Source organism: Weissella minor, assembly GCF_001437425.1.
GTDB classification, from domain to species: domain Bacteria; phylum Bacillota; class Bacilli; order Lactobacillales; family Lactobacillaceae; genus Weissella; species Weissella minor.
On sequence record NZ_JQCD01000017.1, the window covers coordinates 37313 to 53525 of the forward strand.

The window sequence follows — 16213 nt, forward strand, 5'->3', positions numbered from 1 at the left end:
TTTTCTATTTTAATTCATCCCTTATGAGCATTGCTTTTTCAAAATCATCTGTAAAGAGACCCACATAGCCAGCCTCAATGATTTTACGCATTTCCTCAGTTGTATTAATCGTCCATGGACGTTCAATATCTAGATGTTGTCCGTCTAGAATCGTTTTCTTTAAATGAAATGCCACAAGTTCATGTGCCTTCATAAATTCAATTGGATTTTCAATCACATCACGGATAATTAATGCAATTGATTTCGTTGGATCCAATGCCTTTAGCTTTTCGATTGTTGGTAAATCAAATGAAGAAAATAAGACTTGATCTTCTAGACCGGCTGCTGCCACAGCATCCAAAGTAATCTGTTCAATCCCGGGATAGTAGATATTGTCAGTTTTAATTTCAATATTCATAAAGATATCCGTATCTTTGAAAATATCCAATACCTCAAACAACGTCGGAATTAATGGATGCTTAGGCTTCGATTGCCCCGGTCGTTTTGAGTCAACTTGTAACTCAAACATTTGTAATTCATTTAAAGTAAAATCTTTGATATAACCTTGTCCATTTGTGGTTCGATCAATTTTTTCATCGTGCATAATCACAGGCTGATTATCTTTTGTCAGCTGCACATCAAATTCCACGGCTTCACCGTGTTCAGCAAGATACTGAAAACCATCTAATGAATTTTCAACATATTTCTCGGGAATCCCTCGATGACCAAAGATTGTCGTCTCCATGTTTTACTCTCCTGACTGCTCGTTAGCTGCCTTAATATCCTCATCAGTTTGCTTGGCTGCTTTTTCAAGTTCAGAATTGACGTCTTTACCATTGATTACATTTTCCATAGCATTTTGTGTGTTAACACGTTCCTTTGGCATTGCAGTAATCAACGCACCAGCCGTTGCAGGGTTACGCTTTGAATCGTTCAATTGATCCACAGCAACCTTCAAGTTTGGCGTTTCCTTAAAGGCATCCTTCATTGTATCAGTATCATAAGACTTCTTGTTAATGGCAAAGTAACCAGTATCCTTGGCCCACTTGGCTTGCTCTTCAGGTGAAGTTGCAAACTTCAAGAATTCATATGAACCCTTTTGCGCCTTATCTGACTTACCCTTTGATTGCCAGATACTTGCACCACCAATAGCAACACCATTCGCATCTGTTCCTTCAGGACGTGGCATATATGTCACACCAACATCAAACTTTGCATTCTTTTGAATATCACCCAATGAAGCTGATGAATTCATAAACATATCAATTTGACCTGAAGTGAAACCAGCAATTTCGTTGTCACCAGCATTTGCACCAGTTCCATAATCAACTAGCGTCTTTGCATCCGCATTCGTCTTGATCCAATTTAGGACATTTTTACCAGCTTCATTGTTGAAAGTAGACTTTGTCGCTGTTTTCTTACGCCCATTTTCATTATTCACAAGCGTTTGATTTTGATTAGCTAATAATTCTTCGAATGTCCAACCATATGGCAAAATTGAAAGTCTTGCCTTACCATTATCATCCTTCAACTTCTTAGCCGCATCGGTAATTTCTTCATAAGTTGGTGACTTTGGTAATTCGTCAATTCCGGCCTTCTTAAATGCATCCTTGTTATAGTATAACACCGGCGCACTTGAGTTAAATGGCATCGAATATAGCTTACCATCAATCTTATAATAATCTAAAATGTTCTCTTGAATGTCATTAATATCGTATTTATATTTCTTTGTGATAGTTTCCATTGGCTCAATCATGCCAGATGAAGCTAATTGCTTGGTTGAAATTTCATTTGATTGGAATAGATCAGGGGCTTTCTTACTTCCCCCAACAGACAAAAACTTTGGCAAAGCTTCCACATATTGACCTTGGAATTCTGGAACAACTTCATAATCCTTTTGTGAATTATTGAAATCTTTTACGATTCGTTCAATTGACTTTTGATTTTGTCCAGTCATTGAATGCCAGAAAACAATTTTTTCAGGCTTGCTAGCAGCATCCACTGTCGTTACTGGTGCAGCTACTCCGGCCCCAATTGCCAATAATGCACTGTACTTTGCGATATTCTTAAACATACTCTTTCTCCTATTAGATCCTAATTAATGTCCACAATCTGTTCCAAAAGTTATTTGATAACACCACTCGTCAAACCATTCTTGAAATACTTTTGCCCCAAAAAGATAATTAACAATGTGGGAATCACCACAATAATCGTTGCGGCCATAATCAGCCCCCAATTACTAGCAGTGTCTTGCGCCCGCATTTGTCGCAAACCAATTTGAGCCGTACGCACCTTATCATTATCCGTCGAAATCAAAGGCCATAGATACATATTCCAGTTGGTTAAGAAACTATATAAAGCAAAGGTAATCAAGCTAATTTTGCAGTAAGGCATCACCACCATTCTCAAGAATTGAAAGTGAGATAAGCCCTCAATTTCACTTAGCTGTCGTAATTCAGCTGGCATTTGTTCGAAACTTGTTTTTAACATGAACGTCCCAAAGGCAGATGCTAAAAAGGGTAACGCCATGGCTGAATACGTATTTAGTAAGTTCAAATCGCGCATAATATTGAAGTTTGGAATAATTTGCGATTCGAACGGCAACATCATTGTGCTTAACAAGATGATAAATGCTGTCTTCTTAAATTTAAAATCAATGAAGACAAAGGCATAGGCAGCTAAGATTGATAGCAACACTTGGCCAACCATCACCACACTTGAGACAATGAAACTGTGTGCCAAGAATTTCAACATATTAGTATCTTTCACAACATCAATATAGTTGGTAATGACAAATTTATCTGGAATCAAATGGCCTTGGGCGATTGATTCACTTGTTGAAAAGCTCAATGAAATGCCTAATAGCACTGGCAACATCAAGAGTAAAGTCACAATGGTTAAAAGGATATATTGGCCATATTTATGAATTGGACTAATCTGCATAGCGGGCCGCCTTTCGCTTGTTTAAGTAGAATTGAATAAAAGTGACCACCATAATAATGACCGTTAAGACCACTGATTCGGCACTCGCACGACCAACCGCATGATTAACAAATGCGTCTTGGTAAATTGAGTAAACAAGCAAATTCGTATGATAATCAGGTCCACCTGCAGTCAAAATATCAACTTGTCCAAATGTTTGGAATGCATTAATCAAAGTCACCACTGTCACGAAGAAGACAGTTGGTTCTGTCGCTGGTAACGTAATCTTTGTTAAACGCAACCATTTTGAAGCACCATTCAAATCTGCAACTTGATATAAATCTTCAGGGATTGCTTGCACGGCCCCCAATAAGATTAAGAATGAAAATCCTAAGTTCATCCAAACCGTTGTCCCAATAATTGCCACCAATGCCCAAACTGGATCGGACAACCAGTTAATATCTGGTAAATGTAGAAATGCTAAGATGCGACTAAACATACCAATTTGCGGGTTAAACATGAATAACCATAGAATCGACGCTACAGTTACTGAAATTCCCATCGTCGCTGAAAAAATTGTTCTAAAGAAACCAATTCCCTTTAACTTACTGCTAGCCAAAATTGCTAACCAATAAGCAAGGACCACTGTCACCACCGTCGTTACCAAAACGAAAATCAAAGTGACCGTAATTGAAGTTCTAAAAATTTCTGAATTAAATAAATTAGTAAAGTTTTTGAACCCAACTGAATTAATTGGATTTCCCATTAAGTCAGTTGTTTGGGTACTCAACCAAAATGTTTTAATCATTGGATAGAAGACAAATGTTCCCAATACAAGGATTGATGGAAACAATAAGCCAAATGCCAATAGATTTTGCCGTTTATGCATCTCTTTTTCCTCTATACCTAACCTAACTAAACTACACCGCAATATTCTCTGCTTGTCCGACACTTAATAGTTGTTCTGTCTTTGCATCAAACAACATCATTTGGTCCAAGACAACATCAAAACGGACATCATCGCCAACATTCAACAACAATTGTTCACTAACCTTCATACGCATCAATTGACCAGCGCCAATATCAACCGCCAAGTTTGTCCCATCACCAAGTGGTTCAACAAAAGTGACCTTCCCATTCATACTACCGCCTGGATAAATGTGCACATTTTCTGGACGAATTCCAACCTTAACTGGTCCTTCCAGCGTTTGATTGAACTTAAATGAATGGCCATTTCCTAGTGTTAATTTGCTATTTGCAATCGTTGCATCTAACAAATTAATAGCTGGTGAGCCAAAGAAGTCGGCCACAAATGTATTAACCGGATGATTATATAGGTCTAATGGTGCCCCAATTTGTTCAATCTTTCCTTGATTCAATAGCATGACTTTATCACCCATAGTCATCGCCTCAGTTTGATCGTGAGTCACATAGATAACGGTCAAACCTAATGCCTGTTGCAATGAGCGAATTTCACGACGCATTTCAGCTCGTAATTTGGCATCCAAGTTTGAAAGTGGTTCGTCCATCAAAACCACTTTGGCATCTGAAACTAAAGCACGTGCGAGTGACACACGTTGTCGTTGCCCACCTGATAGATTAGTCGGACGCTTATGTTGATACTCAGTCAAATGAACGGCATCCAATACTTCTGCCAGGCGTTCTTGTTGAATATTTTTATCAACATGGCGTGCTTTTAAACCAAAGACAATATTTTCAGCAACCGTTAAATTAGGCATTAAAGCATAATTTTGGAAAACCATTGCTAAGTTACGATCTTTAGGTGGTAAATTGGTCACATCTTTATCACCAATCAAAATTTGTCCTTCAGTTACCGGGATGAATCCGGCTACTGCATTTAGAATCGTACTCTTTCCGGAACCTGAAGCTCCCACCAACACATAGAATTGGCCATCTTCAATCACTGTATTAATATCTGTTAAAACCTCTTCGCCATTATCATAGGTTTTCTTCAAATGCTGTAGCTTAATTGACATGAACTAAAAAATCCCTTCATTCCTAAAGTTTATTTATCTGCTATTCCTTAACAATTTAACTATAACAATCCAAAGTAAAGAGAACGTAGTTGTCATGTAAAGCATTTTCGACTTATGTAAATAAATCGATACAATAACAACTTTTATCGAAATTTTAGGCAAACAAAAAATAACCATGCGCAATTAAGAACATGGTTATTTTTTTAATTAAAAGGCGTTTACGATTTGTACGATACCGAATACCAAGAAGTATGCCGCTACCATTGCCACAACAAATGTCAAAGCAAATGCTGGGCTAAACATCATAACAATTCCAAAGATAATTCCAAGGATAGCCATGATGACGATAAACCAGTAGTAACCTTTACCAAGATGCTTAACATACTTAGCGGCCCAAAGTTCAAACAATGAGTCCATCACCATTCCGACGGCCACTACAATCCAAACATACATTGCACCAAAGCTTGTTGGCATGAAAATAATCATCAAACCAGCAATGATGTCAATAACAGCTGAGAATGTCAACATCCCTGTGCTCTTCATACCTAGTTCGCGCAAGCGACTACGACGGCCAAAATGTAGAATACCATCAACAAGCATGAAAATACCAATGATAATGATGACAACTGACATTGAAACACCAGGGTGATTCAAGACGAAAAATGCCAAAATAACTGACAAAATTCCAAGCACTAAGCTAAAAATGTCAAATCCTTTACTCTCGTTCATGACTGAACCTCCAAAAAAATAAATTGCTTTAAATCATTAGTAATGATACCACAATCAGAACGTAATGCAACTGTCATTCAAAACGTGCTAATTATGATGCAACCTGTGCACTACCGTCATTGTAATCAATTTGAACGCCTGGCTGCACATTTGGCACAAAGACGTTGAATTGTAATGAGCCATCCGTTGATTTCGCTTCAATTTTAGAACCAGAGGGTACCAAATTACGATTGTCATAAACAGGTGTCACACGGTAACGAACTGTTTTGTGTTGATCTAATGCTTTACGTACTAATGATTCATAATAGTTTTGCCCGGTATTACGTGCATCCCCATTTGATGCTTGATTAGCCCAAGTCGTTTGTGTCGTAATGTTCTGACGGTTCGCTTCTGAAGCATCAAAGCCTTTCACGCCACCCGCTAAAGCATACGCAATTGAATGCCCACGATTGTACAACACTTGTGAACCATTCATACGCATTTGGCGCCAACCGACTGGATTTATCTTAGTATCGTTTCCCGTATGTTCACGTTTACGATATTCACGACTTGTATTATTCAAATACGCGTTTGCAACTCCAGGGCGTCCAAGGCGATCGGTCTTAGATAATTGCACATAAGGCGCCACATTTACATCAGCGTTTAAATCGGTTTGGTTATTATTAATCACAAATGCGCCCGTACCATTAAATTCAATACTCGTTGCATTCAATTGTGCTTGGACATCTGCGGTAATGACAGACTTCGCCAAGGCTTCGCTGGGATGCTTAGCTGCGCCTTCTGCTTGATTCGTCTGTAAAGAACCCATTTTGTGGGATGATTGTTGTGCCTTTTGGGGGACATTTAAAAACTGGTCAACTTGTTTATCGGAAATAACCCCGAACTGTTGTCCGATTAATAATGCAGCTGCAACTGCTACCCCAGCAATAGTCAACTTTTGACCATTACCTTTACGTTTGTTATAACTTTTTCTTTTGCGTGCCGCCATCTCTTTGCCCTCTATTTCAATTCTTCCATAAAAGACTATTAAAACACAAAAAAAGCCATTTTGTATAAAATGGCTTTTAACTTATGATTTTTTTTGCTTTCGTCGTTCCAAGACCCCTAAACGACGACGTAATTGTTCCGGCTGCAAATGTTGTTCTAAAATTGCTAAAGCCTTCTTAGGCTTACCGCCAATAAATTCAAATGACTGGCCTTCCGTGGTCTTGATGATCAAACCACGATAGTAAAATTTCATAATAATTTCAAGACTCACATAGTCAATTTTTTCCCAAGGGATGATAATATAGCCACCCTTATTTGAACGGAATTCGATTGCTTTATCACCATAGAACAAATAACCAGGTTGAATATTAACGGGCGACATTGCCGCGTTTGCTGCTGCACTTAGTTCCGGCTTATTTTCAAAGTGTTGTTCTGCCATTTTTCCACATTACCTTCAATTTATTTTTTATGTATAAAAGCTAGTACAATATGTACTAGCTTTTAGTTTACTTATATGTTTTATGCCATGATTCCTAATGCGTAAGCAAGGATACCAACTGCAAACAATCCGAAGATAATAACAATTGGAGAAACATTCTTACGTAGCAACCACAAAACAACGAACATCAATAGTAATGGTGCCAAACCAGGAATCAATTGGTTCAAAGTATCTTGAACTGTTGTAATCTTAACAGCTCCAAGATTTTGCTTTGCTTGAATTCCTGAAACAACGTCAGAAATTGTCTTGGCATCTAAGTTACCATTGTTAATTTGTGTTGCCAAAGCGTTTGTGTCGATGTAACCACCCTTTTGCAACTTAACTTCTGAGATAACCATTGGGAAGTTCATTGTTGTCCAACGAGGAACCAGAACACCCATGATAAACATACCTAGAATTGATGCACCAGTTGTTAACTTTTGCATCATACCACCACCCAAGTTTTCGGTGATGTTTGTACCTTCACGATAACCTAATTCTTGTGTGTACCACAAGAAGGCCATACGCATAATATTCCATACAAGGAAGAAAATGATTGGTCCCAAGATTTGACCACTTTGCGCCATACCAGCCGCGAAAGCTCCCAAAACCGGACGAACAGTTCCCCACCAAATTGGGTCACCAACACCGGCCAAAGGTCCCATCATTCCGACCTTCACACTGTTAATGGCGTCGTCATCGATTTCAGCACCATTAGCTTTTTGTTCTTCCATCGCCATTTCAACACCAAGGATTGGTGAAGCAACATATGGATGTGTGTTAAAGAATTCCAAGTGACGCTTCAAAGCAGCGGCACGATCTTCTTTTGTCTTATATAAACGCTTGATAGTTGGCACCATTGAGTAAGCCCAACCAACGTTTTGCATACGTTCGTAATTCCAAGCAGCTTGAAGGAAAGTTGAACGCCACCAAGTTGCACGACGGTCACCCTTTGTTAGATGGTTGCCCGTTTGTTGTGCTTGCACTTCTTGTACTTCATCATTCATTGTACTTTTCCTCCAAACCCTAGTAATTATTCAAGATTGCGTCGACAGGGTCACCCTTTGAACCTGAGCCACCGCCTTGTCCACCGTTTCCACTATCATCGCCACCGTTGAAACGAGGTGATAGTTGTAGGTAAACCAAAGCAAGAACAAGTCCAATAATACCCATCGCAATCAAATTCAATTCTGAGATAGCTGACAAAGCGAATCCCAAGAAGAAGAATGGCCACAATTCAGGCGTTGCCATCATGTTAATAACCATGGCATAACCAACAACCACGATAAATCCACCGGCAACAGCCAATCCCTTAGTAATGACATCAGGAATGGCATTCAAAGCAGCGTTAACTGGTCCAGCTCCCACAACAATCACGATGATTGTTGGAATCGCAATACGCAATCCTTGCAATGAGAGCGCCGTCATATTAACCGCGTCAATTCCACGTAAACTACCCTTTTCAGCTTGCTTGTCCGCAACGTGCGTAAGCATAACTGTCAATGTACGAACACCGATTGTCAAAACTTGACCGGCAATCGCCAATGGCACGGCAATCGCCATACCTTCAGACACGCTCACTTGAGCAGGTCCTGTTACCAAGTAAGCTGAAACAACTGAGGCCAAAGCGGCGTCAGGCGCAACAGCGGCACCAATATTCATCCAACCCAAAGCCAACATTTGAAGGGTTCCACCTAAGATAACACCTTCAGTCAAATGACCGTTTGCCAAACCAATCAACGTTGCCGCAACAATTGGTTGTTGGAATTGGAACTGATCCAAGATTCCATCCATTCCAGCTAGGAATGAAATTAAAACTACAAAAAACGCTGAAACCATGCGTTTATCCTCCTACTTTACTCTAACAGTAACGATTACTTTTCCTTTAGTAATGCAAAGATGTCTTTACTTTGGTCGCTAGGAACCTTACGAACATCGAACTTAACCCCTTGATCACGTAATGTTTCAAAGGTCTTAACATCGTCATCATCAACCGCAATCGCATTCGTAACCATGCGCTTACCTTCAGAATGAGACATTGATCCAATATTCACGTCAGTTAACTTAACACCGCCAGCAACGGCACGTTCAACATCTTGTGGTGTTTCAAACAATAGAATTGCCTTTACACCAACAAAACGAGGATCATCCCAAACATCAATCAACTTTTGAACTGGCACAACGCTAACCGTTACACCAACAGGCGCAGCTTGTACCAACAAAGTCTTACGTAGTTCATCCTTTGAAACTGAATCTGAAACAACGATAATACGGTTTGGTTGTGCAGCCTTAGTCCAAGCTGTTGCAACTTGACCGTGAAGCAAACGTGAATCAACACGTGCCAAACGAACATCCATTGTCATTTCACCAGAGTGCTTAACTTCATTAATATCAGTATTGGCACTTACAGCTGGTGCGGCTTCTTCTGTTACATCTTCTGATGCAGCAGCCGGAGTGGCAACAACAGTTTCTGGAATTGTCTTAACACCATCACGTGCAACATCAACCAAATAGTGTGCAATATCTTCAGCCTTATCCATTGTGAAACGAGCACCGTAGGCCTCAATCAACATTGGTAAGTTAAGTCCTGAAATAATTGCCATGCGTTCTGGGTTCTCAGCTTGAATACGAGAGGCCACGTTAAATGGTGATCCACCCCATAAATCAACTAAAAATAATACTTCGCCGGCATCGGTTGAATCCCCAAGGGCGTTGTTAAAGTGTGCCATCAAATCATCAGGCCCTTCATTTGGCATGAAAGTAACCACTTCAACGTCTTCTTGCTCTCCAAAGATCATCTGTCCAGATTGACGGATTCCCTTTGCAAACTCACCGTGACTAGCAATAATGAACTTTACCATAATTGCTTCTCCTTAAATAATATCTTTATTAAACCATTGCTTAATACATTAAACATAATAGCATGAAAATGTAACGCTTGTAAACGTTTTCACGGAATTATTTTCATAATCCCGAAAAAACTTTACCAATTCGCAACTATGCCCAGTGCCATGCACCTAATTGGTATACTTACTCTTCAAAACTTGCTAACCCGTGCTCGGGCGTACGCGCATTTCGAACAATTTTATCAACCGCAAAAACATTCTCTAATTGGTCTGGCGTAAACTCACCGGTTGCCTCAGCTAACTCACGTAACGGTTGATTTGTCTTTAACGCCGTTTTCGCTAAATCAGCAGCTTTTTTATAGCCAATCATCGCTGCCATCGCTGTGGTATATGAAATTGACAAGTCAATATCTTGTGCTAAACGTTCTTCATTCGGTGTAATCCCCTCAATGGCATTTTCTCGGAATGTCTTCAACACTTGCGTCAAATGTTCAATTGATGCAAACAAACGATACAACATCACGGGTTCAAAGGCGTTCAATTCCAACTGACCTGCTTCAACCGCTGCTGTTACCGTAATGTCATTTCCCATCACCTCAAAAGCAACTTGGTTGACCACTTCTGGAATCACGGGGTTTACTTTCCCGGGCATGATTGAACTTCCGGCTTGACGTGCTGGTAGATTAATTTCATGCAAACCTGAACGTGGCCCTGAACTTAATAGACGCAAATCATTAGCGATTTTTGATAAATCAACTGCTAATGACTTTAGCCCAGCAGATAGTTGTAAAAAGCCATCTAAGTTTTGCGTCGCATCAAATAAATCAGATGCTTGCTCTAACTCTAAGCCGGTTACGGCGTTTAATTCAGGAATAATATTTTCTTGATAATAACGTGAGACATTAATTCCAGACCCAATTGCTGAACCACCCAAATTAAGGACATGTAAAGCAGCTTGAGCCTGATCAATGCGTTCCAAGTCACGATGAAGTGGCTTTAAATACGCATGGAATGAATTCCCCAAAGTCATTGGAACGGCATCTTGTAACTGGGTCCGGCCCATTTTATAGACATCAACGAATTCATCCGCTTTTGCACCCAACGCGGCCATCAACTTTTGAATTTCAGCAATCAGTGGCTTCACAATATGAATCAACGCTAATTTCCCAGCTGATGGGAACACGTCATTCGTACTTTGACTTTTATTGACATGGTCATTCGGATTAACGGCACTGTAATGTCCCTTTTCATCGCCCATTAAAGTCAAAGCCATATTCGCAATGACTTCATTCGCATTCATATTCATACTGGTTCCAGCACCACCTTGAATTGGATCCAATGGGAACATATTTTCAAAATCAATGGGGTCTGCTAGCAATTTATCAGTTGCTGCAAGAATGGCATCAGCAACATCAGCATCAAGCGTTTCTGCCCCTTTGTTCGTCTTAGCGGCGGCTGCTTTAACCTGGATCAAGGCCTTAATTAAATTCTCGTTAACCTTATCGCCTGTAATTGGAAAATTTTCCAAAGCACGCATGGTATGAACACCATAAAAGGCTTCGTCAGGTACTGCCACTTCACCGAGTGAATCCGCTTCAATTCGCATTTGTCTAATATCCTCTTTTCTTTAAAATCACTGTTATTATCAACATAATGAACTTTAATATTTTATTATACCAACAATTAAATCAAAACAGGACATTTTTCAAAATGATATAATAAAGACTAATTTATTCTTAGGAGTTACTATGATTAACAATGAAAAATGGTGGCCAAAACACTTGTTACTTTACAGTGTGGCTTTTACAATCATTGCCCTTATTTTATTTCTACCTTATTTTATAACCGGTACCAGTTTCGTTTTACAAGCTGATGGTATTTCACAGCATATTCCGGCCTTAGTTGAATGGCAAAAAGACTTGCAACACCTGCTATCGACGCATAATTGGCCTGAACAATGGAATTTCAAGTTAGGGCTCGGCGCTGACTATTATCAAACTTTTGCGCATTATACGCTCGGTGACATTTTTAGCTACGGGGTCGCCTTTATTGGTGCCCAACATGTGGTGACTTATTATAATGTCATGATCATTGTGCGCCTGTTCTGTGCAGGTTTGGCTTTCTTAGTTGCCGTTCGTCATTTTCTGGATTCAGAGCGCCCATTAATTAATGTCTTAGCAAGCATGGGTTACCTTTTTACTGGGTACACGGCTTTTTCGATGTACTCACATCCTTTTTTCATCAACCCGCTCATTATCTTCCCGCTCTTAATTGTGGCGCTAGATAATGTGATTGCATCTGCTAAGCCCAAATATGTTCCCTTCACGGTCATGGTGGCCTGGACATTATGGAATAATTACTATTTCGCATTTTTATTGGCGCTTGGGGCTTTAATTTTCTTTAGTATCAAAACCAGCTTAAATCACCAATGGCTCTCGATTCGTTACTGGGTCAAATTACTTGTTCCGACCATGATTGGTTTATTACTACCAATGATTTTATTATTACCTAGTTTATTGGGGATGTTTTCATCGGCACGTAGTAACCCTGAATTTGCCAATGGATTATTCTTATATCCTTTAAATTATTATCTCGCTTTGCCTGGTACATTGATGAGTAATATTGCCACGCCTAATTTTTGGCTAACAGGTGGTTTCAGTATAATCGGTCTCATCGGTGTTATTTATGTTGTGCGACGCTTTAAACATTATCCTGTTTTAACTTGGATTTTTATTATTTCGGGAATTATGTTGCTCTCACCTATTTTCGCAGCAATTATGAATGGTGGTTCTTCACCATCAAATCGTTGGATCTTAATGCTTGCACTTCCTGTCAGCTTGGCAAGCATCATCTTATTAAATAATCTAAATACACTTCAAAAGAAAGATTTTTACTGGATGACAGGTAGTTTAGTCGTCGCAAGTGTGTCACTTTTATATTCAAATAATTTTGACTTTAATTCTAATTACGCAGGCATGTTGCTGATTGCTGTTGCAATAGTTGCGACACTTAATTGGTACACACAACACACTGGCAAATTGTATTTGCTTAGTTTCCTTGCAATTTTTAATATTTTTGTGATTATGGTGCAAAATACCCAGGTACAACTTAATCCGAATAAATCCGAATTACTCTCTAATACAAATATTAAAAAATTGATTGATCAACAAACAAGTTATCTAAACGAGACTGATGATCAAAAAATCGCTAAGGCAACAGGAGCAGCGACTGACCCTGTCCAATCGAACCTATATCGCTCATATATTGATACACAATTGGGCAGCAGTGAAGCGATTGACCCTGCGCCAGCAACTAATTTAGCTTTATCAAGTGCAGCTCATAATGCTGAATCATATTGGTCATACCAAAATGGTGCTGTCTCTGGCCTCTTTCAACAGTTAGAGTTACCTAATATCAGCAACAATAATGTCACAAGCAATTTTGACCAACGCAATGTGCTCAGCAATACCCTTGGTATTAAGTACTGGTATCCCAATGCTGAAAGCCAACAACCAGATAACTATAAACGGTTACCTGGTGCGCCCAGCGTCAATCAGCAACCAATTACTAAAAGTGACTATGTTTATCCGTTAGCCTATGTTAATGATCAAGTTTTATCGGAGAAAGCATTTAAATCACTTGATCCGACTATGCGTGAAGCCGCACTAGCTGATCGCGTCGTAGCTGATACGACGATTGGTACGCAGCAAGATTCAAAATTTGCCCAAACGGTTATGACGGTTCCCTTACAACGTGATTTATCAAAGCCTGTGCAAACTAAGACGCACATCACATTCTCACCAGAATTAGAAGACGATCAAACTGGTATTTATCTTCCTGAAAATGCTGCTTTAGATGGCACCGAATTGCACTTGGAAATTGAAAACATCACATACAAGCCCGCCTCATTCCAAGAAAATGCTGATTTTGCAACCGCCAATTATTTAAATACCGTCCAACAAAAAGCTGCAAATCCACAAAAGAAACCTGATTATCATACAAATGCTGCGGCTTATAAATTTAATTGGCAGCGTAAGCATTTAAATACACTTGGTAAGAGCGTTTCTGGATACAGCTTAACAGCCAAATACAATGGTTATGAAAATACATTTACGCAAACTGGTCGTAAAAATCTTTCTTTCTATAACCCTAAGGACACGATTACAATGAATTTGGGCCCAGCAACCGATATTGAAGACATGAACTTTATTGGATTAAACTTTAGCCAACCCGGCACCTATTCATTTGATGTCAGTGTCAAAGCAATACCGACGGATAAGCGCTTTAAACAAGTTGCACGTAAAGCACAAGCAAATGCCGTCCCCCTTACCTACAAAGATGACCAACTTCAAGGCGAGGTAACCACCGATCGACCAACCATTTTGACAACATCAATTCCATACTCAGATGGTTGGACCTCAAAAAATCAGAAAATCATTCAAGTTAATAACGGGTTTATCGGGCTTGAATTAAATTCTGGGAAACAAGAAATCGATTTGCGTTATCAAACACCGGGACTAAAACTAGGTTACTGGTTAAGCTTAACTGGTTTAATCTTAATTGTTTTAGTTGGTACAACCAGTTTTGTCATTAAAAAAAGAGCTAAGAAATAACTATTTCTTAGCTCTTTTTTCTATATCTCATTAATCAAACTTTTGCGATTCATCTGCTAATATCAACACACTCTCAATTTTATTTTTTGCCTGCAATGTGTCGAACCAGTGTTTTGGTAATTGCTCATCAATAAAACTCATCACCAATCCAACGAGCGCAGCATTTGTGTCTGTGTCACCACCTAAGCTCACAACATCAATTACTGCTGATTCATAGTCTTCATGGTTCAAAACTGTCCAGAGAACCGTATTGAGCGTATCAATGACATACCCACTCGGTACGATATCTGAACGACTTTGCTGACGTAATTGGTCGACGATATCAGTGACTGATTGTTCGTCTGATATCACAAAATTGCCCAGTTCTTCTTGCTCCAATAAGCTTTGAATTGCTGGCTGTCGATTAATTGCCCTAATGGCTTGCATCAGAGCGCGATCCACATTTTTCATTCGTGGCATCAACCTAATGAAATACACAAACAAACGTGAGACTAATTTAGAACGCATTTGTCCATGCGTCAAACCTGTAACTTCATCAACAACTTGTTCTAGCGTTTGATCTGATGGAAAATCATAAAAGGCAATGGGCCAAACTCGCATTAAAGCACCATTCCCGTTCCCCATTGGATTATCTTTACCAAAGTCACCAAATTTTCCCTGGTCATGGAAATACTTAATCGCAGCTTCCGTCTCTTCACCATAACCAAAGGCACGCTGATTCGGTGTAAATGCACCTTGATATAAATAATCATCAAAATTTTGCATCATGGCCTTTGGATCGTACATTCCAGTTAGCGCCATGATACTTGCTAAGACCATACTTGTGTCATCACTCCAAGCACCGGCTAATTGACTATCACTACCAATCATTTCATTATTATTATCGATGTTTGTTTGACTAAATTCATAGGGAACACCATAAGCATCACCCATTGCAAAACCGTATACACCACGTCTCAAAGATTCAGCTCTCATATTATGCCCACTTTCAAATTGCTTCGGTCTCAAACCAGTCATTGATGCTTGACCATGAATCAGATGCCTGAGTATAAATTTGATAAGTTGTTATATTCGTCAACGTATGCCGATCAGCTTCTAATGGCATCCAAAATGTATCATCAGCCCGTTTCAATATATCAATATTTGAAAAAATTTGCTCATTGCCTTCAGCATCCTTCAGGTGAAAAAAGTCAGTAATCGCGTACTTTTTTTCACCAACAACGGGACCACCTTTAGTGAGGTCATCAATTAAATCTTGAAATGATTCATTTGTTATTGTGTCAGCCATTTACTAGTTCCTCCTGCATTTAGTTGATCTCTTAATTATACGCATATTTTATGGTTATAAACAAAAAACTGGATTATCCATAAGAATGGATAATCCAGTTTTCATCATCGGGACGACAGGATTCGAACCTGCGACCCCCTGGTCCCAAACCAGGTGCTCTACCAAGCTGAGCTACGTCCCGAAATACATCATAAGCAGTTCCTATACTGGAACATGCCGTCGGTGGGAATCGAACCCACACTCCCAAGAAGGGAACTGGATTTTGAGTCCAGCGCGTCTACCAGTTCCGCCACAACGGCAACTAATCAAATCATCACATCAAGGGCGATTGATGGGACTCGAACCCACGCGTGCCGGAACCACAAACCGGTGTG

15 protein-coding genes and 2 tRNA genes are annotated in these 16213 nt (G+C 39.6%); 1 reads left to right on the plus strand and 16 read right to left on the minus strand.

The window, feature by feature from the left end; all coding sequences use genetic code 11:
* Positions 1-4 precede the first annotated feature (4 nt).
* The 12 genes from IV67_RS01540 to IV67_RS01595 all read right to left on the minus strand — a co-directional run bounded on the left by IV67_RS01540 (position 5) and on the right by IV67_RS01595 (position 11544).
* Positions 5-724 carry a glycerophosphodiester phosphodiesterase gene (locus tag IV67_RS01540; RefSeq protein WP_057786447.1) on the minus strand — a complete coding sequence of 240 codons (720 nt, stop codon included), beginning with the start codon at positions 722-724 and terminating at the stop codon, positions 5-7.
* A 3-nt stretch (positions 725-727) separates the two neighbouring features.
* Entirely contained in the window at positions 728-2053 is a 1326-nt protein-coding gene (locus IV67_RS01545; RefSeq protein WP_057786449.1) for an ABC transporter substrate-binding protein, read from the minus strand.
* A 50-nt stretch (positions 2054-2103) separates the two neighbouring features.
* Positions 2104-2922 (minus strand): carbohydrate ABC transporter permease, encoded by an 819-nt coding sequence (locus tag IV67_RS01550; RefSeq protein WP_057786451.1) that lies wholly within the window; start codon positions 2920-2922, stop codon positions 2104-2106.
* Positions 2912-3790 carry a carbohydrate ABC transporter permease gene (locus IV67_RS01555; protein WP_057786453.1) on the minus strand — a complete coding sequence of 293 codons (879 nt, stop codon included), beginning with the start codon at positions 3788-3790 and terminating at the stop codon, positions 2912-2914. Before IV67_RS01555 ends, IV67_RS01550 begins: the two co-directional genes overlap by 11 nt.
* Positions 3791-3821: 31 nt before the next feature.
* Positions 3822-4898: an ABC transporter ATP-binding protein gene (locus tag IV67_RS01560; protein WP_057786455.1), complete on the minus strand. Its 1077-nt coding sequence runs from the start codon at positions 4896-4898 to the stop codon at positions 3822-3824.
* A gap of 207 nt (positions 4899-5105) precedes the next feature.
* A complete protein-coding gene (locus IV67_RS01565) occupies positions 5106-5627 on the minus strand; it encodes an HdeD family acid-resistance protein (RefSeq protein WP_057786457.1) in 522 nt (173 codons plus the stop codon).
* Positions 5628-5718: 91 nt separating this feature from the next.
* Positions 5719-6615, minus strand: coding sequence for a DNA/RNA non-specific endonuclease (locus IV67_RS01570; protein ID WP_057786459.1), 897 nt, complete (start codon positions 6613-6615; stop codon positions 5719-5721).
* 81 nt (positions 6616-6696) lie between these two features.
* On the minus strand, positions 6697-7053 hold the full coding sequence (locus tag IV67_RS01575; protein ID WP_057786460.1) for a DUF956 family protein: 357 nt from the start codon (positions 7051-7053) through the stop codon (positions 6697-6699).
* Positions 7054-7133: 80 nt separating this feature from the next.
* Entirely contained in the window at positions 7134-8099 is a 966-nt protein-coding gene (locus tag IV67_RS01580; protein ID WP_057786461.1) for a PTS system mannose/fructose/sorbose family transporter subunit IID, read from the minus strand.
* Positions 8100-8118: 19 nt separating this feature from the next.
* Positions 8119-8931: a PTS mannose/fructose/sorbose transporter subunit IIC gene (locus IV67_RS01585; RefSeq protein ID WP_057786462.1), complete on the minus strand. Its 813-nt coding sequence runs from the start codon at positions 8929-8931 to the stop codon at positions 8119-8121.
* 35 nt (positions 8932-8966) lie between these two features.
* Positions 8967-9953: a mannose/fructose/sorbose PTS transporter subunit IIB gene (locus tag IV67_RS01590; protein WP_057786463.1), complete on the minus strand. Its 987-nt coding sequence runs from the start codon at positions 9951-9953 to the stop codon at positions 8967-8969.
* A 169-nt stretch (positions 9954-10122) separates the two neighbouring features.
* Positions 10123-11544 carry an aspartate ammonia-lyase gene (locus IV67_RS01595; protein WP_057786464.1) on the minus strand — a complete coding sequence of 474 codons (1422 nt, stop codon included), beginning with the start codon at positions 11542-11544 and terminating at the stop codon, positions 10123-10125.
* Between the two features lie 142 nt (positions 11545-11686).
* Between IV67_RS01595 and IV67_RS01600 the strand changes: the two genes are divergently transcribed.
* Positions 11687-14551 (plus strand): YfhO family protein, encoded by a 2865-nt coding sequence (locus IV67_RS01600; protein ID WP_057786466.1) that lies wholly within the window; start codon positions 11687-11689, stop codon positions 14549-14551.
* A gap of 30 nt (positions 14552-14581) precedes the next feature.
* Here IV67_RS01600 and IV67_RS01605 read toward each other — a convergent pair whose 3' ends face one another.
* The 4 genes from IV67_RS01605 to IV67_RS01620 form a co-directional block, all read right to left on the minus strand.
* Positions 14582-15526, minus strand: a complete 945-nt coding sequence (locus tag IV67_RS01605; protein ID WP_057786468.1) for an ADP-ribosylglycohydrolase family protein — start codon at positions 15524-15526, stop codon at positions 14582-14584.
* Between the two features lie 13 nt (positions 15527-15539).
* Positions 15540-15839, minus strand: coding sequence for a hypothetical protein (locus tag IV67_RS01610; RefSeq protein WP_057786470.1), 300 nt, complete (start codon positions 15837-15839; stop codon positions 15540-15542).
* Between the two features lie 107 nt (positions 15840-15946).
* A tRNA-Pro gene (locus IV67_RS01615) sits at positions 15947-16020 on the minus strand.
* Positions 16021-16053: 33 nt separating this feature from the next.
* Positions 16054-16138, minus strand: a tRNA-Leu gene (locus IV67_RS01620).
* Positions 16139-16213: the final 75 nt, after the last annotated feature.

Coding starts and splice junctions, on each gene's coding strand:
- IV67_RS01540 (WP_057786447.1), bottom strand. CDS start 724: ATGGAGACGACAATCTTTGGTCATCGAGGGATTCCCGAGAAATATGTT.
- IV67_RS01545 (WP_057786449.1), bottom strand. CDS start 2,053: ATGTTTAAGAATATCGCAAAGTACAGTGCATTATTGGCAATTGGGGCC.
- IV67_RS01550 (WP_057786451.1), bottom strand. CDS start 2,922: ATGCAGATTAGTCCAATTCATAAATATGGCCAATATATCCTTTTAACC.
- IV67_RS01555 (WP_057786453.1), bottom strand. CDS start 3,790: ATGCATAAACGGCAAAATCTATTGGCATTTGGCTTATTGTTTCCATCA.
- IV67_RS01560 (WP_057786455.1), bottom strand. CDS start 4,898: ATGTCAATTAAGCTACAGCATTTGAAGAAAACCTATGATAATGGCGAA.
- IV67_RS01565 (WP_057786457.1), bottom strand. CDS start 5,627: ATGAACGAGAGTAAAGGATTTGACATTTTTAGCTTAGTGCTTGGAATT.
- IV67_RS01570 (WP_057786459.1), bottom strand. CDS start 6,615: ATGGCGGCACGCAAAAGAAAAAGTTATAACAAACGTAAAGGTAATGGT.
- IV67_RS01575 (WP_057786460.1), bottom strand. CDS start 7,053: ATGGCAGAACAACACTTTGAAAATAAGCCGGAACTAAGTGCAGCAGCA.
- IV67_RS01580 (WP_057786461.1), bottom strand. CDS start 8,099: ATGAATGATGAAGTACAAGAAGTGCAAGCACAACAAACGGGCAACCAT.
- IV67_RS01585 (WP_057786462.1), bottom strand. CDS start 8,931: ATGGTTTCAGCGTTTTTTGTAGTTTTAATTTCATTCCTAGCTGGAATG.
- IV67_RS01590 (WP_057786463.1), bottom strand. CDS start 9,953: ATGGTAAAGTTCATTATTGCTAGTCACGGTGAGTTTGCAAAGGGAATC.
- IV67_RS01595 (WP_057786464.1), bottom strand. CDS start 11,544: ATGCGAATTGAAGCGGATTCACTCGGTGAAGTGGCAGTACCTGACGAA.
- IV67_RS01600 (WP_057786466.1), top strand. CDS start 11,687: ATGATTAACAATGAAAAATGGTGGCCAAAACACTTGTTACTTTACAGT.
- IV67_RS01605 (WP_057786468.1), bottom strand. CDS start 15,526: ATGAGAGCTGAATCTTTGAGACGTGGTGTATACGGTTTTGCAATGGGT.
- IV67_RS01610 (WP_057786470.1), bottom strand. CDS start 15,839: ATGGCTGACACAATAACAAATGAATCATTTCAAGATTTAATTGATGAC.